The following is a 25,887-nucleotide window of genomic DNA, read 5'->3' as shown; positions in this document are numbered from 1 at the left end:
TTACCTTTGTAAATCATTATATTAGTTAATTTGAAATTTGTATATACTTAACTGCATTAACAACACCTATTTCACTTACATGAAAACCATCTGTACTACCCAACTCATTACTCTCTCGAATCATTTCTACAGATAAATTACGCTCAGAAATTATTCTTGACCATTGCTTAGAGTCTCCTGGAGGGTCATAGCTTTCTCCTTCTATTTTTAAATCTTTAACAGTTTTAAACCAATTATCATACCCCATTTTTCCAAAATCTACTGTATGACCATTGTAGGTATACATCCCTTTATACTCTTGCTTGGGAGCATTGTTATAAATTAAATCAGAGTTTTCTAAATCTTCTTTTGAGATTTGTTTGGTCTTGCTATAATGAAGTGTATGCAAATAAATACAATTTATTTCTTCATTTTTGGTAACAAATATTTCTATACCCAATTTATCCCAAATATAATATTTGCGAACATCTAAAGGCTGTTTATCTTCTTTATACTCATCGAATTTTCCATGTACCTTCACAGCTTCTTCAATAGAATTATATTCTTTACCTGGATCAATACTTTTAATATTGAATACTTCTACTTTTTTATTTTTATTGATGTATGCTTCATCACCTGTTTTATTCCATTTCCAAGATTTATTGGAATTACCTCCTGATGAATCAATTACTGTTCTATCTGGTTTACCAGCAATATCTATAAAATCTTTTACCGATCCTGCAATATCAAATTTTTTACCATTGTAATAAGTTAGTGAATCTTGAATGCAAAAACCCTGCATATTATAAATTTGTTTAGGTTGAGATTTATTTTGACAGCTAGCTAAATTTGACATAATGATAAGCAATGCTATTAATTTTGTTATTTTATTTACCATATCCACTTTGTTCCAAATGTTCTTGATGAGTCTCTTCAGCATCTTTGACAGTTACAGCTGGTAATCCTTGTTTTTTCCATAAAACATCTAATCGCTCTTTACCTTTATGCCAACGATTACTCATTCCTGCAATAGCAGAATCATATTCTTTTTTTTGTTCATCATTTAAACCAAAATCTCTAATGATTTGTATTTCATGACTTAACTCGGCTATTTCTTGATATGCATGACGAATACCATACAATACTATACTAGCTTGATGTGCAAACTTAACTTGGATAGAATTTTTTTTACACCAATTAATCACTAATTCATCCATCCAGTCTGTATACATAGGGTGAACAAAAAGTGTTCTACGTGCTAAATTTTTTATACCTTCTAAGTCTCTATTTTTAAAAAGTTCACCAACCTGATGTATAGCATTTGCAACAAGCTCAACAGCTAAATGATGTAACGGTTGTATTCCATTATCTTTAGCTAATTGTGTATGTGAAGGACCATAAGAATTTACTTTCCAAGTTCCATTTTCTAATAGAGTAAGCTCGTTTTCCAAATAGGTTTGATAATCATCAATTAAATTGATTGCAGTAAGACTCAAAAAATGATTTCTAATATTTTGTATAACTTTTATGTACTGCGTAACAAATTCAAATATACCAAATACATTTGTAACATCCTTGAACGAATAGCCAAGCACTCTTTCTTTTACCATAAAATCTCTAAATTGCAGGTATTTTAAAAAAACATCTGCATAAACCCCATCATTAGTCCCTTTATAGTTGCTGTTGGTCTCTTTAGTATCATCGGCCTGAGCATTAGAAACATCTTTTAGTAACTCATAAATAAGAGCATCATTAAAAGTACGTTCTCCTTCCTTCATTTTTTCCTGCTCTTCTACATGAATCGAGAAAATCTTGTTATTTATTTTAGGAGCAATACTAGCAATTGTATCTAACAATCCAAAACTTCCTGTTTGAACAATAGCTGCTTCGCCCATTGAGTAATAAAGTCCTCTATTAGTTGTTGAATTAGCCCCCAAAGAAGCATAATAATCACTAGCGTTTTTGTTTGGATTGGTTTTAAGATAATTTGCAACAGCACTACTATGTAAATCTGGGTTTGAGACAGTATTAAATTTAATTTTGCTTCTATCTAACAACCCATTTTTTATAAAACTATTGGAAGAAATATCAGCTTTGTGTCTTTTTAATTGATCTTTTGGCGCAGTTGCAGGTATATTATCCCATGGGAAAACTTCAGGATCATACACCTTCATAATAGCAAGCTCACAAAAATTACTATGTGCAAAATAATCTTCTAAAATATGTAAAGCAGCTCCAAAATTAATCCTTCCTTGAACTGTATTGGGATCAGACTTATTTATAAAATTTATAAAACAATCAAAGGCACTTTCAAAAGGTTCAGGGCCATTACCACGAATGTAATTTTTTGTTCCGAAATCTTTATTATTATTCCACTGTGAATCAATAGGATCTTTTACAAAATCAGGGTCTAATTTATGGTTTAAATCAGGCGGAGGGCATTTCATCCCTTTTGCTTTGTTAGCTTCACATATAAATTTTGGATGTAATGCCAGTGGGTTGTCTATATGTTCTTGTGGCTTATAAACCCCTAAAAGTTCTGGTGTTATTTTTGCATAGCTGACTCTAAAATCTGACAAATACTTCATGAAGTTTTGTGGCTTACCTTCTTTGTTGTCTGCTTCAGTTTTTAATTTTCCAAATTCTTTTATCCCCAAAAGCTCTACAAGAGTAGTAATTGCTTCACGACTTAATTTTACAGGTGAAATCGTAGTTGGCTCCCATTTTATTTGTGCTTCAAAACCTTTTAATGAAAAACCAGTAGGAACGCTAAATCCACCTACTTTTTGATAATTTAAACTGATATCAGGTCTTTGAATATCAATATTTACTGGAAGTTTAAAAGTTCTCCTGTCTAAATGAGTAACCTTATTTTCTTCCATTAATTTACCTAAATCATCAATAACACTATTAAACTCTTTAGGATTATTATTTTTAGTCTTATATTCTTCACTTAACATTTCCAAAGCATTCGCCATAGGACGAACAACCATAGGATCCACAAATTGTGAAAAATCACGCAACCAGTTTCCAAAATAGATTTGAAGTCTTTCTTTGTTAGGATTGTCTTTACTTCTATCTCTATATCTGTCAATTTCACCTAACCCTCTATTTTCAATAGATTGATGCCCCAATCCATGCATAGAGTCTCCTAATCCTGCACCAAAAAACTCAAATCCAGCAAAATAATTATCATCTTTTTCAATTCTATTCTCAACAAAAACCGCTAGTTTTTCATGTAAATCGCTAAAATCCCAAATTAGTTTTTTCTCTTCACCATTAATTACAGCTGTTGCATAATGCTGGTTTTTTTCCTTGAAAGGATCTATTATATATTTTTTATACCGTTTATTTATAGTGCTAGAATAAGCGGCTCCTTCATCACCTGAAGCATCTCCATTGACTGAGGAGTATTCATTTCTTAAGAGATAATCTAAATGATGACCAAATTCTTCAACTAAAGATAAAAGCAATGCTTTTTGATATTCATTACTTATAAGGGCATTATCTATAAAACCTTGTGAAATGACAATATGATTGGCGTATTTTGAACTCTTATCAAAATTATAAGTTGCTCCATAGCCTGGAACATCTAATGCAACAACAATTTTTGGATTAATACTTTCCTTTTTATCACTTGCATCTTCGTATAGTTTTTCATATGCTTCTAGAGGAATATCTGCTCCAAAAATTTCTGATGCCCAAAAACAAAACATTGCTTTACTGTCCTTTTTTGCGAATGCAAAAAGTTGCTCTAAAGCAAATTTACTCTCAAGTTCATAGGTGCTCTTTTCAATTTTAAACTCAGGATGCGATATTTTGGGCTCACCATAAGTAACGCCTTTTTCTTCTCCCTTTTCAGAAACAATTTTATCTGAATGAAAAACTATATTCTCTTCAGCATACATATTGTGTTTACCAACTGTATGCTTTGCAATTGTTCCACCAACAATACGTACTCTACTCATATGTTAATAAGCTTTTGACTTTTCTGCACTATTATTTTGCACTTCTTTGTTAGAGTTTTTTGTAATTACATCACTACTTGTTATCTGTATCCCTTTCATACTAGATTCTTGTCTTTCTTTTTCTGAATGTGAATCAAGATTTCCTTGAATAAATTCCATCATATTACCAGTAACATTCAACATACTATTTCCGCCAACAAAAGTATTTGACATCATACCAATAGTTGCAGATTTATCAACACCAACTGTTTCGATCATGTTAACCCCTACTGATGTAGACATATTATTCCCTACATTGATATTAAGATTTTTACCAACAGTAATATTCATATCATTAGGCGCATTCACACTAATATTTCCTTGACCGTCCATGAGCCAAGTGTTACCACTTGGGTCTTCAATGAAGATGCTTCCTTGGGCATCGTTGAAGATCATTTTTGTCCCTGAACGGGTATGGATTACTTTTTGGTCATTGCCTGCGGTGTTGTATCCTGAGATTTCTTGTCCGTTGTACTGGGTGCCTATTACAAAGGGTTTTTCTGGGTTGCCTCCTTCAAAGGATACAAAAACTTCTTCTCCTATTTCTGGTATAAAATAAAAACCTTTCCCTGAACCTGCATGTGAGGTTACTAGTCGTGTCCAATCGCTTTCATGTCCCCAAAAGAATTTGACTTTAATGCGTCCCATGCCTTGTGGGTCATTATTGTCAGTTACTACTGCGCCTTGGGTTTCGGCTTTGGGATATACTAATGGATTCGTGTATGGGGGTACTTTTACATCTCTTGGAATCGATTCGAACTGACACTCGTAATGTCCAAATCCTTTTGAATAATGTTGTACTTCTGTAGCGATAAAATCTCCCTCGATACCATCTTTACTTACAGTAAACATACCTCCTATTTGCAACGGAATTTTACTCAAGCCTGAATACGTAAGTACATTGGCTTCTTTGGCCTGTTGGCTTAATTCCTGTATTCTTGTAATATCCTGCGAATCATTGGCATTGCTTATAAAGGAATGATTGGCGTTGGCTCTGTCAAAAACACTACTCGAGGCTTGTTGCGCATTTTGGGCTATATAGCTTTGGGTGTTGTTTTGTGGTTCTAGATTTTGGGCGCCAATTTCTGAAGCCGAATTGTAATCATATCCTTTGTACGATACTTTTTGAGATCGTAATCGGCTGGTGACTTTAAAATGATGTAGGTTTACTCCGTTTTCTAACGATGCTTTTGAGGTTTTCAATTCTCCAAATCTCAAATAATCTCCGTCGTAAAACATCCATTCTCCGTATTGCACAGCCAGACGTTTTAAAAACTGAAAATCGGTTTCATTGTACTGAACAATATACGGTAATACGGTTTGATATTTTGGATTGATATCCATTCCTGTGAGCACACCTTTTATGATGTTCTCATCTACTTTATGCACAATTTCATTGAGCTTGTGTGAAAAATGGGTTTCACTTTGCTGAATTTCATCCAATAATATGGTGGGACTCTTTCCTACGATATGAAAGCCTTTTGAAGCGCCATCGTTGTCTAAAAGCTCCATTTCGGAAATAATTCCTTTAAAATAAACATTTTCTCCACGAGCGGTATCCTTAAGTGTGATAATCACTTTGGCTCCCATGTACTTTTTAATAAAATCGGCCTGACTCTTAAAGTCCATCACAACATCGCCAATTCTCCAAGTAAAACTAAAAGAATGGTGACCTAACAATTGCTGATTTAATATTAAATTATAATAGACAACCGGTTGAGAGAAGCTTCCTATTTCGATGCTTACCTTGTCAACCATGGCATCAGTAACTTTTTTAATAAGGTTATTAACGGTACTCATGGGCTTATGTTTTTATATAATTGTTGTCAAAAAGTGTTCTTGACTATTGTAATTTTCTAAATTTAGGCTGGATTATAAATCCAATGACCAAGGTTTACCTAATACAGCTCCGCTGAAATCGATATCTTTGGCCGAAAGAAGAATCTCTATCTGCATAGGAACTTCGTTATTTGATCGAAAACTTTCGTGAAAATTCACACAAAAAGCTTTCTCAAATTTTAACTCTTTCATTTTTGACATCGCATCTCGTCTGAAAAAAGTTATTTTACCATTTTTGGTTTGGGTGCTGCTAATCATCCATTTCATAAAATCAACACTCTTGGTCGATTCAACCACCAATCTAATATTACCTCCTTGAGCTATGGTTTGAGGTTTACCGTTATGATCTACTTCTTGGGTGATATGAAGGTCAAATTCTAAGACATTATAGGTTTCCCCATCTAATTCCAATTTTGCTAAAAAAGACATACTGTTTTACTTTAAGGTGAGTGTTTATAAAATTTATCGAAACACCGGGATAAAGTTTGGGGTCTTTATCCCTATGCATTCCGACATCACAAATAAGAACTTATACTATTATAATCCCTTGACAGATTATACCCATTCGTTTTCGTAAACTCCTGTTCCCATTTCAATCTTTCTTGCTGAAATTGTGAACGATTCTGTTAAGGGATTTACTCCTGTTGAATCAAAATTTTCTCTGTGTTTTACTAAATAACCTTCAGTGAATTTTAACTCTTTTAAAGTAGCATCGCTGTCTCTTTTGAAGAATTTAACACTTCCGTCTTTACGCTCAAAGCTATTAGTCATCCACTCGAATAATTCTGTAGATCCTGTTCCTTCGATTGTAACTTCAATTTTACCTCCTCTTGTTACTGTTGAGGGACGTCCTGTTGCGTCTGTTTCTTGAAATAAACCATAGTTAATGTTTAATACATTGAACTCTTTACCGCCAACGTTTAATCTTGCTTTAAATGACATAATAAAAAATATTTAAATAATTAATAAATAAAAACAATACAATTCCGCAAAGCATCCATAATGCCTTGTCTTTTATGCTTTTTAAAAGCATCTTAAATAATAATTCTCTGAAGCTCAAATAGCCGAAAGAATATCAGCTACCATATAATATGAAGTCTCTTAATTCTATTCATCTGTACTTGAATTTAATGTTACTAAATAATACACCAATCAGATAATAAATAATAGTACAATTATAAAATTTTTCTTACCAAATTAATACTTTCGAAGACATTGAATATCTTCATTTATTTGCTTAGCCGTCTTATTGTCAACTCTAAACTCATAATCTTTTTGATATGTGTGAATCATAAATCCTTTAATAAGGCTCTTTTTAATATATTTAATATCATATCCTCTTAATTCGACTACTATATAACCCTCACAATTAACTTGGTATTTATTAATAAGTTCATACTTATCATCGTTAACAAAAGTTAATTCGACTACATCGTCCTTTTTAATACAAGCATTAAATGAAAAAAGTTTTATATATAAGAATACCTTAGAACCTTTACGTTTACCTAACTGAAAAGATATGTAATCAGGATCTGTATTATAAACCTTGAAGTAATAAGGCTCTGTATAAGCGTAGGCTTTTTTATCAAGAAAATTTTCTTTACTTCTAGTTACTTTTACTCTGTTTTTACAACGAATACGCAATGAATCTTTATGAGACATTTGTGCATTAGATTCAATAGAGAAAAACGCTAAAAAGCAAATTACTATGATTTTAAGTATATGATTCTGCATAACTTTTAAAGATTAATAAAAAAGGGATTTTACAATCCCTTTTTCAAGTAATAATCAATTATTTTTGTTCGTATTCTGTATCCCAATCAGTTCCATCATCACCTTTTTGACCTTCCATTTTGATCATGAAGTTTTTAGCTGGAAAATATGGTTTCATGTGAATATCTAAATAGATTCTATCTTTTTGAATAGGATCTTGTTCAAATCTTCTTATTTCAAAATTTTCAATTAATTTATCTGGACCAGTAATTCCATCTAAAAACTGAACAATTTGTCCCATGATTTCTTTTCTTGTCTTAGCAGTAAAGTTTTCGAATGCTCTTCTGTTTAAGAAATCCATTAATACTTTAGTTACATAATCGAAAACACGAACAACAGAATATGTTTGTAATCCTAAATTATCACCGTTAAATAAAGTTTTTCCAGAGAAAGCCATTACTTTACCATACTCATTAACCATCGGGATTAATCCCATGTTCTCTAAGTTAGCTATTTCGCTTTTCTTTAAGTCAAAACGAACTCCATCAACCTCGTTGATACCACCAAATTTCTTACCAGCAGTAACTTGAGACATTAATGTTTTGTAAATTTTTCCAGCAAGAGCAGCAGATGGTGGAATAAATAAATCTTCAGATTCACCTACAACATCAAATTTACCTCTTCCAACTAACCAGTTACAAGTCATCAATACATTTGAACGATAAATATCTCCACCTGTTAAATAAGCAGCATCAAACATTTCCATTACATCATCCGGCTCATCAAGATGCGCGAAGTCAGTTACTAGCATTACTTTGTTTTCATGCGCAATTTTTGCCCATTTCTCAACTACTTTATTACTTCCTAAATAACCAGGAACCACTAACAATCCATAGTTATTTTTTAAGTCTAATCTATCATAATTATCAACTAATTCATTGTGAATGGCGTCAATAAAACGTGTATTGTCTAAATCTTGTAATTGATCTAATTCTGCATTAACAATAGTTACATTTTTAACTTTATCAGTTTCAGTATTTTTGTAGAACAAACCAATAGTTCTGTAAGCTTGCTCTAATTCTTTTGTTTCGTGAATAGCGATTGCTAAATTTTTAAGTAAAGTTTCCTCTGCTACTTTACTTTTATCCTCGCATTGAGCAACCATATCTGTTAATGATTCGTTTTCTTTTAAAACGTTAGCCCACATTTGAAGTGTTTTTTTAAGAGTTTCTCTCTCCCCTTCTTTGTTTGCTTCGCTCATAAAAATTTGACGACGCGCTTTTCTATCAGGGTTCATATTTTGAGCACCTTCAATTGAAGTTTCTAACAAATCAAATCCTCCATATTTGGCTAATTTTTCAGCACTTATTTTAACCCCAACTTCTTTCTTTTTTGGCTCTAATACAGCAGCATCTGCATTTTGAGCTTGTAGTTGTTCTTTAGACATAATGTTTATTTTTAGTGTTTTGTGATTCTTATTTTAATTCAGAAATTAATTCTTCAATAGTTTCTAAAAGAGCTTTTTTAGCATCTGGATTTTCTAGAGCACTTTTAAGAATTTTATTCGTTTTTAACTGCTTGATAATTTTTTGGTACTGATCCTTTTCAGTTTCCATGTTTGTTAAAAATTTACTTTGAGCGGTAATACCTTTAACTCCAAAATCACCAAGATTGTCAAATTTTAGTTCTTCGTTTTTTGTTGCTCCATCAGCATCCTCAAAAGAAACTTTTGCAGTAGGTTTATAATGGGCAAATACTTGTTCAACATTTGTTAAACCTTCAACCAACTCAGGTTTTACTGGAGTATCTCCTGTAAGCTTTTGAGCAATTAACGTTCTGTTTTGAGGGATTTCTAGAATTGCTTCGCTAGCATCTAATTTTACCTCATTTCCTCCAATTCCGTAATTTGATAACATAAGATTTCAATTTATTTATTAATACTATTTAATTTGCTTTATTTATTTGACGACAAACTTCTAAATCACGTTTAACTATTTCAAGTTCACTTTTATACGTTTCAATCTGTTGTAGCAGTTTGTCCATTTCCTCTTTACTCTCTCCCATCATTTGAATACTTTTTTTAGCATCAATTAATTGTCTATTGGTTAGAATAATATTGTCATACATATTATCTCTCATCAAACTATCTTTTGTAGGGATAGATTGCTGCATAGTGATGATAGTAGAAATTGCTTTTTGCTGATTGTAATAAAAATCCTGTCCAGGAGCATTTAGAGAATCTATTGAAGATTTTAAATCTTCCATATTTTTAGCAAACTCTTCCTGAAACATGAACTCTCTACTCATCATATCATTTTCTTTTTTTAATTCACTGTTTTCTTTCCATGGTAGATAATAATCAAAGAAAATTGCACCAATGATTACTGCCATTGTAATTCCAAAAACACATAAAAAAGCTAAAAAAGACTTTGCTCTTTCTTTCTTATTTAAAACTTCCATACTCTATTAATCTTCTAAAAATGTTCTATTACGTTTTGATGTATCCAAAGCAACACTTTCTAACTCCAATCTTTCTTTAACAAAAATTCCGTTGTCTTTTCGTTTTCCTATGTAATCTAAATGATTGAGTGTTGTAAACAATTCACTAATTATATTCATAAAATGAAGCGTTTTCTTGGCTGTTTTATCTATTTGAGTATGATTGTAACCTACGTTAACTAAATCGGTAAACATTACTTCAAAATCTCCTTGACTTATACCACACCACTCTGCTATGTAGTTTAAAAGTTCTTCTTTTCCAGCTCCTGACTTAGAATCGATATAGTTTTTCATAATTCTTGCTAGCGCAATAACAGTATCAAACATATATGCTGGTGGCTGAGAAATAGTGAACCATCTAAATGAATTTATGTTATTCCCTAAATAGGTTATAATTTTTTGACATAAATCAAGAATAATAATAGCCAATTCATTCGATTGATTTTTACGATTAATCTTTTGAGAAATTTGAACTGAATACAATTCTAGTTGTCCAAAAAAACGATCAATTTTAGTATGAATATCAATTAATTTCTGGTGACTTTGAACTGAAGTACAAGGCGGAATATAATCAGTCATTAAATAACTTTCGTTCCTGTTTATAATGATTTTCCCAAGAGTCAAGTGATACCCACCATGTGTAATATCATTATTTTTCTCTTGGATAAGATTAAGATTAAAGGTAGGAATGACATTTGGATACCTTGGAGGATTTTCATTAGGATCAGGATCTCCAAAAGGTCTTTTATCAAATAAATTAACCGAAACATTTGCCAATAGAACCATATCTTGGTCGTAATCTAACTCATATACTGCCTCTGGATATGGCATTTCCATGTTTAGCATATGGGCATTATTACCACTAATATCAATTCTACAACCATTAGGTGTTATTGCATGACACTCTTCTACCTTTACTCTTAATAATTTATGATTATCAATAACCAATGAAATTTTAACTGATTCCCCAGAAGTTCCAAAAGGAAGTAGTCCATAATTTATTGGAGTCATTTGCGTCCCAATTGCATCTCTTACAATATCACTCATGTGATCTTGCATTGCGATAAAATGGGATTTGTTAATTTTCATTCCGTCTACCCAATTGACAGGAAAATGATTCATTTTTTCTAACATATCTTCTTACTTATGATTAACTATTTTGAGGCACTAACCATTCTTGTTGCCAATTTTCTTCATTAATTGGTCTAGTTCTTAAACATATTACAGTACTATCTTCCTGAATGCCATTCATATACATTGTTAAATCTGGGTCAATATATTTTGACACTCCATACCAGTTTGGCTTTAAATAGAAAACCCAATGTTGAGGATTTCCAATTTCATCTAACAACTCAATAGGACTATCTGCATTTCTTGTGTTGTAATCATTAACAAAATGATAGAACAAACGCCCAAAATCCATGCGAATTGGTGACTTTGCTCTGAACTCAGTTCGAATACTAGAATGAGGATTTTTATAGAATACAAAGGTTATTACCACCATATCCCTAAACTCATCATCTTTTGGTTCGGAAAAGGTTCCAAACTCTGGAAATGGCCATGTCTTATATATTTTGGCTGGAATAGAAATAGAGGACTTAAATGTTGAGTAAACCCAAGTAGGTACTAAAAACATTATTATACTTGAAACTATACTGAATGTAAAAGTTATTCCATTCATATAGGTATAAAGTAACAGAAAAGGTATTGTACCAAAAACAGCAATTAATAAATTATAAATTCCTTCTAACCAAATATTATCTAGTTCATATTTACGTAAATAAGTTCTGTAAATGATTACATGTAATCCGCCTAAACCAAAAAGAAGCACTTGATAAAAAACGAATTCGCCAAACAATGAATTAATAGTTTTTGATTGTCCCAAGAAGGAAACCAAAGTGAACACTAAAATAGCTGAGAATAAGTATATATAATATTTCGTTTTGTATTCTGATTTGAAATTTTTTACCTTGTCTGTAAAAAACATAGTCAAGATAGTACCCAAAAGCAATAATATTGCTACAGTTATTAGCAAACTTGGATCTATTAATTCTTTAAAATTAGGTCTAAAAGCTGGTCTCATTTTATATTCTGGTAGTAATTCCTAAAACTGGTAGTTGATCATTAAAATTAAATGTTTCGACATCTTCTGATAACAGAATAGTTGTTTTAACATCAATTTCTATTGGTAAAAAATATTCGTAAAAAAGAGTTATAACTTTTTTTATACCTCCATCATGTATGTATTCATGAAATGAAGTATTTTGAAGTGGACCTATTTTAAATTCAAGATTTAAAGAATAGCCCATATATGAAGCTCCTGATATCATATCAAGTCCCAAGCAACATTCGTTCAATCTTACATTTTGTTGACTTTCTGATAATTCTTGATAACCTAACTCTACAATCTCGACTTCTTCACCTAGTATATATTGTAAACAGTAAGCTGTGTGATTGAGTTTTCCCACTATTTTATGTACAAATGGAAGCATTCTAATTAATTTGGACATTAAAACTTCTGGATAAGATTTATCTAAATCCCAAAAATCATATAAGAAATCAATTTGTTTCCCTTCATTAAGTTTAAACAAGAAGTCTTTCTCGAATTTCTCTCTTTGCAAACCCGCAAGAAAAAATTCATTCTCGAAAGGCATAAAAAACTGACGTGCTTCTTCTTCTTCTTTTTGCTGTAATCGATATTCTTTGGTCATATCGTCTACAGCCTGATTTAATTTTTGAGATTTTGGATAATGAAAAATTCCTTCTGGTAAGGCATCATAAATTCCATCTCTTGAGATGTTTATTTTTAAGAACTGAGTTGCATCATAATCATAATCAACTATTTCACAACTTAAAACATCTGTGCTGTATGGTCTTCTAAATTGACCTTCATAATTTATTATAAAATCAGATCCGTCCTCCTTAAACGATTCCAAAACAGAAGAAAGAACAACTTCAGCTTTGATATCGTAAGGGATAGAATTGATTTTATTTTTTATATCAATAATTTTATCCATGCCTCTTCACTATTTTTCATCCTCTTCTTTAATTCTTCCTGAAGCAAAATATCGTGTCTGAAAGTAATCATCATTAAAATTATATACCCTCAAACCTGACGATTTAGTTGTAGCTAATATTCTATCATTTTTGAGATAAATAGCTACGTCAGATATTGGATTATCTTTATTATATCTCAAAAAAATGAAATCACCTTCCTCTAGATCTACACGAGATAAAAAGAGCTCAATGTCTTTAGATTTAAAAATACCTAAAGCAGTTTTAGGTAAACTCTTCTTATATGTTTTACTGTATAAAGCCTGTACGAATGGAACCATTGCTAAACTATCTTTAGAAAAAGATCGAGTTCCATATGGCGTACCAATCCATTTATCTATATACTCGTAGAAATCATAATGCTTAATTTCGTCAGGCCTAACACTCAACAAAACCGCATACTTCTCTTTTACCCTAATTTGTTCATCTGTCAAACCTTCTTCATATTGATCTGCCAAACGTTGGTTATTCTGATTTTCTTTAATACCCAAAGTCTTTTTTATCTTTTGTTCATCGAACTTTAATTTCAATGGAACTTCTTCAATGTATTTGGGTATGCCGCAAGCGACAACAACAAGTAATATTAAAGCTAAAGGAAGTATTTTTTTCAAAGCAATTATATATTATATAATAAGTAATTCCTTACAAAAATATAATTTTTATGAAATAAACAAATTTTAAATGAAGAAATTTTACAAAGTATTAATGTAGTAATTGTAAGAAAAAACGTTAAAACACTGATTACCAATCAGTAATACAATTCTTACAGATTCAAAAATATAAAATTTATTTAATTGTAAGAAATTTTACACTAAAAATTAGTAGCAACTATTTTTTTTATTTAAGTTCGTGTCAAAAAAAAAATGAAACGCGGTTCAAGAAGCCTCCAAGACTTATTAATAAACTTCGATTATAGAATTTTAGGGTTGTTCATTGCATTAATGCTTATTGGAACAATTTTCTTTTTTTCTAAAGCGATTAATAATGTTGATTGTGAAAACTCAACCTTTTATGTAGTTGCCAAAAATAGACTCGAAGGAGAAACTATTGAATTTTACAATGAAACACCAAATGCAAGTACATGGAAATGGGACTTTGGTGATAATTCAAAAAATGAATATGAAAAAAACACTACTCATATATACAAAAAATCTGGTAAATACAGAGTGACATTAACCTTAAATGACAATTGTATCACATATAAGGATGTAGTTATCAAATCTGTGGGAGATTTATCTAAAAAGATTAAAGTTCCAGAAATTATTGCACCAAAAGTAGTAAAAGTTGGAGAAGAAGTTTTATTTGATTATTACTATAGTGGAACAGATATATTTTCATGGGAATGGAGTTTTGGTGAATCCTCAAGATTAGATAATACAGACAGCAATCCAACACATATTTATAGAACTCCAGGAATAAAAAAAGTGACATTAATTATAAATGGAAACATAAATAGTATAACTTCTCTAACAATTTTAGTTAAACCACAAGAGCAAGCTGTTACACAAGCTTATGCTGAAGATGTTGAAATAAAACCATTAAAATTAAGAAAGGGACCCGCTCAAATAGATCCAGCTGAAGAATTTGCTATGACTTTACCTGTAGTTCCTCCTTCTTCAAAAAAGAAACAAAAAGAATCACAAAAAAGTGCTAGTACTGCACCATCTATCTCAGAAGAGCAATTTGAACTTTTATTACACCAAGTAGCAAAACAAAGTAAAACCAAAGATGATTTTGGAGCTTTCCTTTGTGATGATTTTAAAATTCCAGTGCTCATAAATGACTCTAAAATTATGCCATTCGATGAGTTCTGTAAAAAATTGATTGGAAAAACATTAAAAATCTCAAAGATCAGACTTACAACAAATGAAAATAATTGCATTATTAATGTTGAAATCACTTATAAAATAAAAAAACACCTCATTTGGATTAATGACTAATCATCTATTAATGATATGAAAAAAAATAGCAATAGCTTTAAACTTGTCTTTTCAAATTTTGAAACAAAAATTATATCTCTCTTTGTAATACTATTATTAGTGAGTGTAGTAATCTTTAGTTTCAAATACAAAAAACATGTTGATTGTGATACTTCTGATTTTTATATAGTTGCAGAAAATTTTTCTGTTGGTGAAGTAATTGAATTTCATAACGAGACTCCTAATGCAACTAATTGGAAATGGGATTTTGGTGATGGAAGTCCAAAAGAAACAAAAAATCATGTACTTCATAAATATACAGAACCTGGCATTTATACGATTACATTAGTAATTAATGGTTTTTGTTTGAAAGAGAAAAAAATTCAAATTAAAAATCATGGTGAAATACTTGACAGGACTAAATTACCTGTAATTATAGCTCCTAAAATTGCAGCTGTTGGTCAAAAAGTTAACTTCACCTATAAATATTATACAAATGAAACTTTTTCGTGGGAATGGAGTTTTGGTGAAACAGGCCAGATTGACAATACTAATGAGTTTCCAAATTATAGCTTTAGAACACCTGGTCCTAAAACTGTCACACTTATTGTAAATGGAGAATATAAATTTAAGACTTCAAAAATTATCTACATAAAACCTCGACCAGCATTTAAAAAAGATAGTGAAATGATGCTTGAGGAAGGCTACACTTATGAAAAACCTGTTGAAGCTTTTTATAAGCCAAAAGGAAATCCTAAACCTGATGTAACAGATAAGATACTTAAAACAATTCCAACTCGTTCACGTGAAAGACATATAAGTGAATTTGCTCCTGATATTTCTGAAAATCAGTTTGAATTACTACTTCATCAAGTTGCAAATCAAACAAAAGAAAAAGAAGATTTCAGCAAATACATTTGTGGTAATTATCAAATTCCGGTTATCAAAAACGGTGACCAAGTTATATCATTTGAAGAGTTCTGCAAAAGAATTAAAGGGAAAGAAATTAAAATTGAATCGTTCAGACTTACAAAAGACAATTTAAATTGTATTGATGGATTTACCATTAGCTACAAAGTGAAGGGCCTTATAGGCTGGACAGAAGATTAATAAAAGATATAGAAATGATTACAGAAAATATAATTTTTAATGAAGAGCTTCAATCAGCACTTGAAATTGCTAAGAGAATTGCACATGAAGCTAAACAAAACCATTATACTGCTGCACATTTATTAAAAGCAATTTTACATCGCGATTTGACTCTCTTAAAAGAATTAGAATCGATGGGAAAAGATGTTTTTTTCATTGAAGAATGGGCAGAAGTTAGAATTGACGAATTTCCTAAAACTACAAAACCTACAGAAGTTGAAGCTCACGAAAGCATTGACGATATCATTGCTGAAGCTGATGCTGTACGTGATATTTTAGGAAAAGAAGAAATTGATCTGTTTGCAACTATGGTTGCATTAGCAACACCAGGTGTAGGTTTCAACTTTGATCAAATGAAGAGTTTTCCAGTAACACGCTCTGAACTACTTACGGAAAGAGAAGATGGAAAATTAAATTCTGAATTAATGAATCTTCCTTCTGAAAGATCTGTTTCTAAATACATTCACAAATATTGTTCTAATAAAACAGCGAAGCTTAAAAAGAACAAAATAGAAATTGTTGGTAGAGATAAAGAAATAAAAGAAATCACAGAAATTTTATGCCGTTTTTCTAAACCTAATGTATTGCTTAATGGTTATCCAGGAGTAGGGAAATCTTCAGTTGTGAATGGTTTTGCCAATGCTATTGTTTCTAATCAGGTTCCTGAAAAACTACTTAATACTGATGTTTTTGAATTAGATCTAGGAACACTAATTGCTGGAGCATCTTATAAAGGTGAGATTGAAGATAGGCTAAAAAAATTGATTCAGGAACTAAAATCATATCCAAAAGCTATTTTGGTTATTGATGGAATTCATGTTTTGCTAGATAAAAACAGTGATAATGCTGGAATTTCTAGTATACTAAAAAGTGAATTGTCAAAAGGATTAACGCTGATTGCAACAACAACAGTTGATGAATTCACAAAAAAAATTGAAAAAGACGAAGTATTGTCAGGAATGTTTGAAATGATAAAAATTGATGAACCTGATGATGAGAAAGCTTTCAGAATAATCAAAACAGCATTGAAATCATATCATGCACATCACAATATCAAAACTAGTGATGATACTATTAGAGAATCTATCCGATTATCTAAGCGTTATTTAAAAGAAAAAAGTTTACCAGAATCAGCACTTAATTTACTTGACAGAACAATGTCAGTAATTAAAACAGCTGGAGAATCATTTCTTTCTGAGAAGGATCTTTTACTGAAAAAATTAGAAACAATCAAAGAGCTAAATGAAGATGCTAAATTACAAGAAGCTAAATGGTTTTATGAAGACGTTAAACGCAAAGCTCACTACTTATTAACTCAAGAACAACATACTGAAGATGAAAATTTAACAGAGATTGAGACTGAAACTTTAATTTCAAAATTAGAAAATCTTTTAGAGAGACTTACTACTATCGCACAAAGTAAAAAAGACCATATAGAACCTATTGATTTGGGTGCTATTGTTGCACAAAAAACAAATATTCCTTTAGGAAAATTGCAAAGTGAAGAGAAAGATCGTCTTCAAAACATGGAGGAAATTTTAAAGAAAAGAGTTGTTGGTCAAGATTTAGCCATTGAAATAGTTTCTGAATCTGTATTAGAATCTAGATCAGGATTGAGCAAAGCTGGTCAACCCATGGGTTCTTTCTTCTTTTTAGGCCCAACAGGAACTGGTAAAACCGAATTAGCAAAATCATTGGCCGATTTTCTTTTTCAGGACGAAAGTGCGATTATTCGTTTCGATATGTCTGAATTTAAAGAAGAACATTCGGCAGCTTTGTTATATGGGGCACCTCCGGGATATGTTGGTTATGAAGATGGAGGATTACTTGTGAATAAAATTAGACAAAAGCCCTACTCTATTGTTCTTTTTGATGAAATTGAAAAAGCACACCCTTCGGTTTTTGATGTTTTCTTACAAATTATGGATGAAGGAAAACTACACGATCGCCTAGGAAAAGAAGGTGATTTTTCAAATGCTTTAATTTTATTTACATCAAACATAGGTTCTCAGTTTATTGTTGAATCTATAACTAATGGAAGCGGATATCCATCATCAAACCAATTGATGGAAATAATGACTAAACATTTTAGACCTGAATTCCTTGGTCGTTTAACTGAGATTATTCCGTTCGCACCAATTTCTAAAGAAAATGCTCTTGGAATTTTTGAAATACATCTTAAAAAGGAATTATATGATTTACTTAAATCGCTAGAAATTTCTATTACTATTTCTGAAGAAGCTAAATCATTTTTAGTAGATAATGGTTTTAATGCAACTTATGGTGCCAGACCCCTAAAAGGAATTATACGATCTGAACTTAGAAGACCTTTGGCTAAAAAAATTATCGCCAATGAAGTCCTTGAAGGAAGTAATGTAAGTGTTAGTTTAAAAGACAACAATTTAGTTTGGGAAATCAAATAAAAAAAAGGAGCTAAAGGCTCCTTTTTTTCTAACTAACTTAACTTTAATTTACAATTAATCTGTATGGATAAATATTAGAGGAAACCTGATCTAACTTGTGCATCAAATTATCACATAGATAATTCCATTCATTATCAGAAAACTGAATTTCATCATCAGTATTTTTAAATACTTTAATATCTATTGTTCTCACAAACCCTGTCTTTAAAGAAGGATCTATTTTAGTTCCTTTATCTACTTCAATTCTAGAAATTGTATAACCAAAATGCTTTAAACAAAATGTTTTAATATCAGCAAATGTTACAATCCTTCCATGTGACAATAAAGCTTCTCTATAAGAAAGTATTTTTTCTCTTGAAGTAAGTCTTGTCTTCCCTCCTACACTTGGTTGTACTAGATACATCGAATTTCCTATAAAATCAGATCCAAAAGGTAATTCTAATTTTGTTCCAGGTTTGATATCATTGGCATCTTCCCCACATGTCGACCAAAAATTGACGAAAAAGGTATCATTTTCAGTTCTTTCATCTAACAATTTAGACTTAATCACCACATATGGAAAATTGGATTTTAAGAAAGAACTTTCTTTTGTTTGTTGTTCTAGAGTTGCAATAAGCTGATTCATTTCGCCAATTATACTTCTCACAAAATCACCGCCTAAAACAGAAAAAGAAGCGCTTTCATCTTTAAGTAATTCTAAAAGATATTGCATCATCTCCGAAGCATTTCGCTCATCAAAACGGTTCACTCCGTTGCTTCTTAAACTGGCTTGTCCAGCTTCTAATGTTTTATTTGAAAAATCTTTCAAATGATATTCGAATCCTCTCGAATCCGTGATATCCTCTAAATCTAAAAAGTGATCATTATTAATTAACGGAATGTAATTAATGAAAGGATCTATTCTTTGTGCTAAATTTATCAGTTTTTTATTTATTACTGGAAAACAGTTTAATGTGAAATTTATACTTTCAAAAATGGCACTATTTATTACTTCTGGAAACTCAATTCTAAGCCATAAAATATCTTTTAAAGTACTTATTTTGTCATTATCAAAAGCATCAATTATTGCCTGAGGAGTTGTGAAAATTGAGTTTTCAAGTTGAATATCCTCAGTTAAATGGAAGAATTTGTCAAAATAAAATGTGTTAACTTCCGAATAAATTTGATTAATTCTATTGTAATTTTTGGTAACTATCGCATCAACATCAAGTTCCTTTGTTACTGCATTATAACCTTCCTTGAAACTAATTTCCTTTTCTCCTAAGAATATCTTTGCTTGTTTTAAATAATGATAAAACACTTCTCGTTGATGTGTATTTTTCACATCTACAAAAAACATTAATTGCTTTAAAATCTCATTGGGCTCAAGACATTTTACTCCTAACCAAAGCGTAGATTGAGGTAATGATTTGTTTGATTTTAAGAAAAATTCTTTATGTATAGTTTTATTAAAACTGTAAAGAGATTTATCAAAGGCCATAAATTGTACTTCGGCACTTGTGAGAATGAAATTTGCTGTTGGTCCAAAATAAACTTCTTTTATTATAGGTTTAATAGGATCGTAAATATTTGGAATATTTTTTTTACAATGAAATTGATGCTCAAGCATTAATTTATAATTGTTTTCAGAAGGAGTTGCATGAATAATTGTCCTTGAAGGTAACGCTCCTGTATTTGAAGCAGGCGACATCACTTCAAGCAAACGTTCTATAATTCTCGCATCTGAATTATTAAGTTCTACAGATAATTTCTCTAATTCTGAAGCACAAGCTTCAAGTAGCATAGCCACAATTGGGTCAAATGAAGTTTCTAACTCACTATCACTATAACCCCAAACTCTAGCTGCTCTTTTTAAAATTCTATCTTTAATACGTTCTTGAATTTCCATAAATTTTAAATATATGATAGTGGCCCTACGAAAAAGTAACCATAAAAATTAAAGTCTCTATTTGTTTTTTTTACATTGCCCTTGACAGTAACATTTACTTTTTTCTTCATTCGTAAATTGTTATTATATGATACAGCTTTAGCCTCTGTTATACTAACTTCTATCTCTGTAACGTCAAGTCGATATTCATGAGCTTTAATAGCAACTTTTAAGGCATCTCGAATTTTATCTTTTAGTGTATTTTGATCCGAAAGCAAATCGAAATCGGTTTCCCAAATTTTGCATCCAAACATTTCATCAAATTTACATTCTCCAAATGATGTTGTCGCAACAAGATTAATATATTGTGCAATGGAATGTTCTAAATTTGTTTTATCAATCTCTTTTTTAGCCATCAAGTCTTTAAAACTTATTGGCGTTTTATAGTAAACTCCGTACATTATAAATAGACAATTTTATTTACTTTTCCTGATTTATCAAGTTCAAATTCCTTAACAGATTTATTTCTTTTAATTACCTGAATTTCTACGTTAGGTATGGTTTTAATAAATTTCTCTCTGTATTTAATATCCCCTATGAAACGCTGTCCGTCACTATTGTCAATTACACAGAAGAAATTTTCATTTTTAGAATCCAAAAATGTTTTTTCAGGAAGTTGTCCTGCAACCAAATGAGCAACCGTAGTTCCTTTTTTAAGACTATATGCAAGGTAATTTTCTCTTAAAGTTCTATATCTAGACACTTCAAAATATTCAATTGTAGTTTTTAATGGTTCGTAAGATATCGCAGGAAGTTTCGTGATTTGCCTTTTAAACCATTCAATTCCAAGAAAAGTAAATCTACTTACTGATTTCTCTTTAATTTCTTTTAAAAGCAGTGTATCACGTGTAACTTCGTAATAATTTGTTTCATTTGTCTTATCATCAGTAATACTCATTTTATAAGTTACCAATTCTACTTCAGAAGTCTTATTTCCTTTTTTAAGATTAACTGTCACTTTTCCAGCTTCTTCATCAGTAATTATGATTGTGATTGTATGCTTTGTCAATGCAGAATCAAAACTGGTCATATGTTCTCTTTGACCAACGCCAGCATATAAAGGTGATCCATCATTGTCTGTAATTGACATTGAAAGACCTAATTGTGGTATTGACATATTTTTTTTGGCTAAATGTAAGAAAAATATGTCATACAATTCTCATATATTTTTGAGAATAAAAAAAACTTAAAAATATTGTTGAATTCAGAAATAAATTCAATAAAAAAAACCTTCAAAATTTTGAAGGGTTTACCATTAGCTTAAAGCTCGCGGAGAAAGAGGGATTTGTTTGCTCTTTCTTATGCTAATGTTTTCAAGGGTTTCGCTGTATTATGTTTTGATAGGTCATTAAATAGGTCACTAATGAATACCAATAAAGAACATCAAATTGTATGAGGCAAAAATAATCATTATTCCTTTATAATCCAATAGTTAAGACCATTATTTGAACTACTAAATGAACAAGTTTTTATACTTTGTAAACTTATTTTGAGGTTAAAATTGACCTCAACTTTTACCCAACAATTAAAGGAAGTACAAGTTCTATTTTTAGCCCTGTGTAGGTGCAAAACTCTTCAATAGTTATAAATTGATGTTCTTGTTTATTTAAATGCTTCTTGATGCTTAATAATAGTAATCTTGCTGTTCTATAACTCTTTCCGGTAATTCTTTGTACGTCTTTTGGGTATATGCAAACTCTTTTTTGTTCTAATCTCATACACTATCCATGCCTTTGGTATGCATTTGCTGTACAGTATTCATTATTGATTTGCAAGTGATATTAAAGCATTTTCAAAGGTATTTATTCTAATTTATTTAATCAAGGGTAAAATAGTCTAAAAAGGTCGTTTTAGTTACTTGTAGGCGTTTATGGTACCAGCTGCTTTGAATATAATAGATTTTGTGAAAGCTTTGTGTAATAATTCTGTTTTGAAGATGCATCTGGGATTGAATTGTGAGGTTTGAAGGAATGTACCAAACATTCTGAATGTAGAATATAAATTTTGAAGTTATGGCTAGACAGAAAGGCATAATTAAATTAAAAGGTACTATCGGAGATATTACTTTTTACAAAACGCAAGATGGTCACTTGGCCAGAGAAAAAGGCGGCATAGACGCTAGTAGAATTGCCAGTGATCCTGCGTTTCAAAGAACTCGTGAGAATGGCTCTGAGTTTGGTAGAGATGGAAAGGCAGGAAAAATGCTTAGAACGGCTTTAAGACCGTTGCTTTTAAATTCTGCAGATAGCAGAATGGTTAGCAGACTTACTCAAAGAATGGTGAAAGTTATCCAAGCGGATACGACTAGCGAAAGAGGTTTGCGTAATGTAATTGATGGTGAAGCTGAATTGCTATTTGGTTTTGAATTCAATATTCGTGGTAAGCTTGGAACTAGTTTGTTTGCTCCGTTTGTAGCAACGATTGACCGTGTAGCGGGTGAAATTAAAGTTGATTTAGCATCATTTATTCCTGCAAATATGATTGCTGCTCCAAGTGGTACTACGCATTTTAAAATCATCTCTGGTGGTGCTGAAGTAGATTTTGAAGCAGAAACTTTTGTGGTTGCTACTTCTGAAACTGCAATCTTACCTTGGGATGGAACTGCTACGGCAGCTATCAATCAAACCAATGTGGTTACTGCTAACTCAACAAAACCATTGTTTTTGGCTTTAGGTCTTGAGTTTTATCAGGAGATAAATGGACAAATGTACCCATTGAAAAATGGTGCTTTTAACCCATTATCGATTGCGAAAGTTGATAGCGGTGTGTAATGGTTATTTGGTTAACTAGAACTTATTTCCCTGAAGGAACTAATGGGAAACTCGAATGGGAAGGCAAATTTATTTGTTATACGATTGAATTGCCTTGGAAGAATAATGAAAGGAGAGTTTCTTGTACTCCAGAAGGGAAATATTTTATTAGAAAGCGTTACAGTCAGAAGTTCAAATGGCATTTAGAAGTGGTTGATGTTGAAAATAGAAGTTTGATTCTATTTCATCCTGCTAATAACGCTTTGAAAGAATTAAATGGTTGTATCGCTCCCGTTACCAAACTTTCTGGTCCTGGACTTGGTTTGATGTCTCGAATAGCTTTTGAAAAGCTTAAAAAGATTGTTTATCAAGCATTGGACAATAAAGAAAGTGTTGAAATACTAATCCAATCTTAATTTTAAATTATGAAAAAAATCATTAATAGAGCAAAAGCTCCTACGCCTAAGTTTTTTAAAGTGCTTCGAACTGTTGGGTTGGCATTGGCTGCCGTTGGTGGAACTATTTTAGCTGCTCCAATAGCACTTCCAGTAATCGTTACGACTATTGGTGGCTATGTTGCATTAGCTGGAGGTGTTTTGACAGCTGCAAGTCAGTTGACCACAACTAATGACAGCGAATAATCATACCTTAATTGGTACAGCTGGAGGTACATTTTTAAGTATTGTTCCGAATATTCAATCTGAAGATATTGCAAAAACGGTTATCTTAGCCACTATTGGAGCGGTTGTCAGTTTTACGATTTCGTTACTGCTTAAAAACCTAAATAAGAAGCACAAAAAATAAGTTTAGCCCTAGTTGTGGTGACCATTGGGTTAAACAAAATGAAAGCTCAAACCGAAAGGGATGAGTTTTTTTATTTACTTATATATCTAAATAAGATTACTCTGCGCATATCATTAATGAGATTTAGGTTTTCATTAAAACGTTTTTCGCTTTGTTCTAAAAGCTTCAAAGTTTGCACGTTTTTAACATGTTCCTTGTGGTCTTTTATCTCCTGGTTAACTTTAGTTGAAAACTCTTTTCTAACATCATTTAAACGCAAAAACGGAATAACCGAACCAGAAAGAAATTGATGCCAAAATTTAGTTTTCCAAAGTGCATAAGCCGTTAAATTGATGGTGTCAAAATCAGAATCACGTTCAAAAATGATAACAAAACTGTTTGTAAAGGGCTCTTTTTGAGGCTTTCCACTGTTCATCCCTTTGTTAAGTAGGAATAAATGCGGTTTTGAGTAAATAGTTCCTTTTTTATGGGTTTTAATGATAAATTTCAGCATAACATTGGCTTTTAAAAATTAAATTAATTTTCAATTTTTCGTATTGTTTCTTTTGAAATGCAGATGTGCCTCGCTACGCTTCGCCCATAAAATTTTTCAAAAGAAAAAAAAGAAAAAAAGAAAGCCGTCCGTTTAAGTGGAAGGTTTCAAAAAAGCAAGTTTTTCAGAAAAAATACTACCCGATGCGTGATAGAAATCGGTAGCGTCTAATCGAAAACTAAATATGTTTTGAAACGATATGGGTGGAGATTTTTTCTGAAACCCGTAGGGCTTGAACTTGCTTTTTTGAATACCTGGAACTTATCTTTGCTCTTTTTTTTTTATTTTTATTTTGAATATCCAAATCAAATGTTCTTGTTTAATTGGATTTTATCTGAAGAATGGGTGCTGAATTGGAAACTGGTCGTCTTTGGAAAGGGTATCAAATTCTTTGGATGGATGAAAAAACCAAATCAAACAATAAAAATGCTTTTTATCCGGCCAAAGAATTTGATACTCTTTCTTGGATTTGATTTTTGAGGATGCTTATTAGTCAGTTGGCAGTAACAGTGTTCAGTTTAAAATAAATATTCTTATGAAAATGGGAGGCATCTTCAAAAAACAATGCAAAAAATTGCCTAGTGTGATGAGGCAGTAGCGCAAGCATGGGTATTGTTTTTTATTTGCTTACATGAGATTTTGTGATTGCTTTTGTAATAGCCAATACCAAGATTTATGTATAAAATCAGGATATCATTTACAGACAAAAAGTTTTTGAAAAACGGCATGGTATTGAGCTATTGCGGAAGTAATATTTACGGATGTTACTGGCAAATAAAAACTATACTTATGCTGGGTATTTTGGTTTTGTGGGTTTTAAAAATGGCTTTAACCAATGGAAAAGCAACTGAAATTTTAAGCCATTTTTAAAACTTACAAAAGCAATGCAAATACTACCGATTTAAACACACAGTTGATAAAAACAGTTGTGAATTTCCTGCGATGGACAAATATTCAATTTCAGATAATTGTTGTATGGAATTGTGAAAGTGGTTTGTGAAGGATGGCTTTTTGAGTAGCCGGGTGATGCGATGGAAGCTGCTCAAAAAGTTGTCCTAGAGCAAACCACACGAGCGTTGGCAAAGCGGCTTTTTTACATAATGTTATTATAGTGCATCCGTGAATTTCTTTAGTAGCAGGATAGTTCTTTATGCACTATAATGCCACATTATGTAACTAAGCTTGGGAAAAAAAATTACTGGCATGAGTTGCGAAGCGTACGTGTTTTTGTTTTGAGCGTTGGGCAAGCTCTTTGACTGATGGCTTCTTGAATTTTTCTGTTTTTAAACAAA

Annotated in this window: 25 protein-coding genes; 8 read left to right on the top strand and 17 right to left on the bottom strand. The window is 31.4% G+C overall.

The window, feature by feature from the left end; translation table 11 throughout:
* Nucleotides 1–25: 25 nt before the first annotated feature.
* The 13 genes from LJY17_RS03095 to LJY17_RS03035 all read right to left on the bottom strand — a co-directional run bounded on the left by LJY17_RS03095 (nucleotide 26) and on the right by LJY17_RS03035 (nucleotide 13,621).
* Nucleotides 26–877: a hypothetical protein gene (locus tag LJY17_RS03095; protein ID WP_264542392.1), complete on the bottom strand. Its 852-nt coding sequence runs from the start codon at nucleotides 875–877 to the stop codon at nucleotides 26–28.
* Nucleotides 867–3,947 (bottom strand): Het-C domain-containing protein, encoded by a 3,081-nt coding sequence (locus LJY17_RS03090; RefSeq protein ID WP_264542391.1) that lies wholly within the window; start codon nucleotides 3,945–3,947, stop codon nucleotides 867–869. The genes LJY17_RS03095 and LJY17_RS03090 overlap by 11 nt, the downstream gene beginning before the upstream one ends.
* A gap of 3 nt (nucleotides 3,948–3,950) precedes the next feature.
* Nucleotides 3,951–5,786 (bottom strand): type VI secretion system Vgr family protein, encoded by a 1,836-nt coding sequence (locus LJY17_RS03085; RefSeq protein ID WP_264542390.1) that lies wholly within the window; start codon nucleotides 5,784–5,786, stop codon nucleotides 3,951–3,953.
* A gap of 72 nt (nucleotides 5,787–5,858) precedes the next feature.
* Complete coding sequence (gene tssD, locus LJY17_RS03080; RefSeq protein ID WP_264542389.1) at nucleotides 5,859–6,254, bottom strand: type VI secretion system tube protein TssD; 396 nt, start codon at nucleotides 6,252–6,254, stop codon at nucleotides 5,859–5,861.
* Nucleotides 6,255–6,380: 126 nt separating this feature from the next.
* On the bottom strand, nucleotides 6,381–6,767 hold the full coding sequence (gene tssD / locus LJY17_RS03075; protein WP_264542388.1) for a type VI secretion system tube protein TssD: 387 nt from the start codon (nucleotides 6,765–6,767) through the stop codon (nucleotides 6,381–6,383).
* Between the two features lie 255 nt (nucleotides 6,768–7,022).
* Nucleotides 7,023–7,559 (bottom strand): hypothetical protein, encoded by a 537-nt coding sequence (locus LJY17_RS03070; protein ID WP_264542387.1) that lies wholly within the window; start codon nucleotides 7,557–7,559, stop codon nucleotides 7,023–7,025.
* Between the two features lie 58 nt (nucleotides 7,560–7,617).
* Nucleotides 7,618–8,985, bottom strand: a complete 1,368-nt coding sequence (locus tag LJY17_RS03065) for a DUF5458 family protein (protein WP_264542386.1) — start codon at nucleotides 8,983–8,985, stop codon at nucleotides 7,618–7,620.
* Between the two features lie 28 nt (nucleotides 8,986–9,013).
* Nucleotides 9,014–9,454 (bottom strand): hypothetical protein, encoded by a 441-nt coding sequence (locus LJY17_RS03060; RefSeq protein ID WP_264542385.1) that lies wholly within the window; start codon nucleotides 9,452–9,454, stop codon nucleotides 9,014–9,016.
* 28 nt (nucleotides 9,455–9,482) lie between these two features.
* Nucleotides 9,483–9,998: a type VI secretion system transmembrane protein TssO gene (locus LJY17_RS03055; RefSeq protein WP_264542384.1), complete on the bottom strand. Its 516-nt coding sequence runs from the start codon at nucleotides 9,996–9,998 to the stop codon at nucleotides 9,483–9,485.
* A 6-nt stretch (nucleotides 9,999–10,004) separates the two neighbouring features.
* Entirely contained in the window at nucleotides 10,005–11,159 is a 1,155-nt protein-coding gene (locus LJY17_RS03050) for a hypothetical protein (RefSeq protein ID WP_264542383.1), read from the bottom strand.
* 28 nt (nucleotides 11,160–11,187) lie between these two features.
* On the bottom strand, nucleotides 11,188–12,120 hold the full coding sequence (locus LJY17_RS03045; protein WP_264542382.1) for a TssN family type VI secretion system protein: 933 nt from the start codon (nucleotides 12,118–12,120) through the stop codon (nucleotides 11,188–11,190).
* Nucleotide 12,121: 1 nt separating this feature from the next.
* Nucleotides 12,122–13,054, bottom strand: coding sequence for a hypothetical protein (locus LJY17_RS03040; RefSeq protein WP_264542381.1), 933 nt, complete (start codon nucleotides 13,052–13,054; stop codon nucleotides 12,122–12,124).
* Nucleotides 13,055–13,063: 9 nt separating this feature from the next.
* Nucleotides 13,064–13,621: a C40 family peptidase gene (locus LJY17_RS03035; protein WP_264542380.1), complete on the bottom strand. Its 558-nt coding sequence runs from the start codon at nucleotides 13,619–13,621 to the stop codon at nucleotides 13,064–13,066.
* A gap of 333 nt (nucleotides 13,622–13,954) precedes the next feature.
* Between LJY17_RS03035 and LJY17_RS03030 the strand changes: the two genes are divergently transcribed.
* The 3 genes from LJY17_RS03030 (at nucleotide 13,955) to LJY17_RS03020 (ending at nucleotide 18,582) form a co-directional block, all read left to right on the top strand.
* Complete coding sequence (locus tag LJY17_RS03030) at nucleotides 13,955–15,031, top strand: PKD domain-containing protein (RefSeq protein ID WP_264542379.1); 1,077 nt, start codon at nucleotides 13,955–13,957, stop codon at nucleotides 15,029–15,031.
* Between the two features lie 99 nt (nucleotides 15,032–15,130).
* Complete coding sequence (locus tag LJY17_RS03025; protein ID WP_264542378.1) at nucleotides 15,131–16,120, top strand: PKD domain-containing protein; 990 nt, start codon at nucleotides 15,131–15,133, stop codon at nucleotides 16,118–16,120.
* Between the two features lie 14 nt (nucleotides 16,121–16,134).
* The gene (locus LJY17_RS03020) at nucleotides 16,135–18,582 is read left to right on the top strand and encodes an ATP-dependent Clp protease ATP-binding subunit (RefSeq protein WP_264542377.1); all 2,448 of its coding nucleotides are present in this window, start codon (nucleotides 16,135–16,137) and stop codon (nucleotides 18,580–18,582) included.
* A gap of 43 nt (nucleotides 18,583–18,625) precedes the next feature.
* On the opposite strand, the gene LJY17_RS03015 is transcribed toward LJY17_RS03020, so the two are convergent.
* Genes LJY17_RS03015 through LJY17_RS03005 form a run of 3 tightly spaced genes read right to left on the bottom strand, consistent with a single transcriptional unit; the run spans nucleotide 18,626 to nucleotide 21,626 of the window.
* On the bottom strand, nucleotides 18,626–20,470 hold the full coding sequence (locus LJY17_RS03015; RefSeq protein WP_264542376.1) for a type VI secretion system baseplate subunit TssF: 1,845 nt from the start codon (nucleotides 20,468–20,470) through the stop codon (nucleotides 18,626–18,628).
* A gap of 5 nt (nucleotides 20,471–20,475) precedes the next feature.
* The gene (locus LJY17_RS03010) at nucleotides 20,476–20,910 is read right to left on the bottom strand and encodes a GPW/gp25 family protein (protein WP_264542375.1); all 435 of its coding nucleotides are present in this window, start codon (nucleotides 20,908–20,910) and stop codon (nucleotides 20,476–20,478) included.
* Entirely contained in the window at nucleotides 20,910–21,626 is a 717-nt protein-coding gene (locus tag LJY17_RS03005; RefSeq protein WP_264542374.1) for a hypothetical protein, read from the bottom strand. Before LJY17_RS03005 ends, LJY17_RS03010 begins: the two co-directional genes overlap by 1 nt.
* 895 nt (nucleotides 21,627–22,521) lie before the next feature.
* On the opposite strand from LJY17_RS03005, the gene LJY17_RS03000 reads away from it, so the two are divergent.
* The 4 genes from LJY17_RS03000 to LJY17_RS02985 are packed head-to-tail and all read left to right on the top strand — an operon-like array spanning nucleotide 22,522 to nucleotide 24,063.
* Nucleotides 22,522–23,280 (top strand): hypothetical protein, encoded by a 759-nt coding sequence (locus tag LJY17_RS03000; RefSeq protein WP_264542373.1) that lies wholly within the window; start codon nucleotides 22,522–22,524, stop codon nucleotides 23,278–23,280.
* Nucleotides 23,280–23,675: a DUF5675 family protein gene (locus LJY17_RS02995; protein ID WP_026713551.1), complete on the top strand. Its 396-nt coding sequence runs from the start codon at nucleotides 23,280–23,282 to the stop codon at nucleotides 23,673–23,675. The genes LJY17_RS03000 and LJY17_RS02995 overlap by 1 nt, the downstream gene beginning before the upstream one ends.
* Before the next feature lie 9 nt (nucleotides 23,676–23,684).
* A complete protein-coding gene (locus tag LJY17_RS02990) occupies nucleotides 23,685–23,900 on the top strand; it encodes a hypothetical protein (protein WP_026713550.1) in 216 nt (71 codons plus the stop codon).
* The gene (locus LJY17_RS02985; RefSeq protein ID WP_264542372.1) at nucleotides 23,887–24,063 is read left to right on the top strand and encodes a hypothetical protein; all 177 of its coding nucleotides are present in this window, start codon (nucleotides 23,887–23,889) and stop codon (nucleotides 24,061–24,063) included. The genes LJY17_RS02990 and LJY17_RS02985 overlap by 14 nt, the downstream gene beginning before the upstream one ends.
* Before the next feature lie 70 nt (nucleotides 24,064–24,133).
* Here the strand turns inward: LJY17_RS02985 and LJY17_RS02980 are convergent, their stop codons facing one another.
* The gene (locus LJY17_RS02980; protein WP_264542371.1) at nucleotides 24,134–24,556 is read right to left on the bottom strand and encodes a DUF6943 family protein; all 423 of its coding nucleotides are present in this window, start codon (nucleotides 24,554–24,556) and stop codon (nucleotides 24,134–24,136) included.
* Nucleotides 24,557–24,936: 380 nt separating this feature from the next.
* On the opposite strand from LJY17_RS02980, the gene LJY17_RS02975 reads away from it, so the two are divergent.
* Nucleotides 24,937–25,068: a hypothetical protein gene (locus LJY17_RS02975; RefSeq protein WP_264542370.1), complete on the top strand. Its 132-nt coding sequence runs from the start codon at nucleotides 24,937–24,939 to the stop codon at nucleotides 25,066–25,068.
* Nucleotides 25,069–25,887 lie beyond the last annotated feature (819 nt).

Origin of the sequence: Flavobacterium hankyongi, assembly GCF_036840915.1 — a bacterium.
Classification (GTDB): Bacteria; Bacteroidota; Bacteroidia; order Flavobacteriales; family Flavobacteriaceae; genus Flavobacterium; species Flavobacterium hankyongi.
Note: the sequence above shows the minus strand (reverse complement) of the source record. Positions and strands in the feature narration are given on the sequence as shown.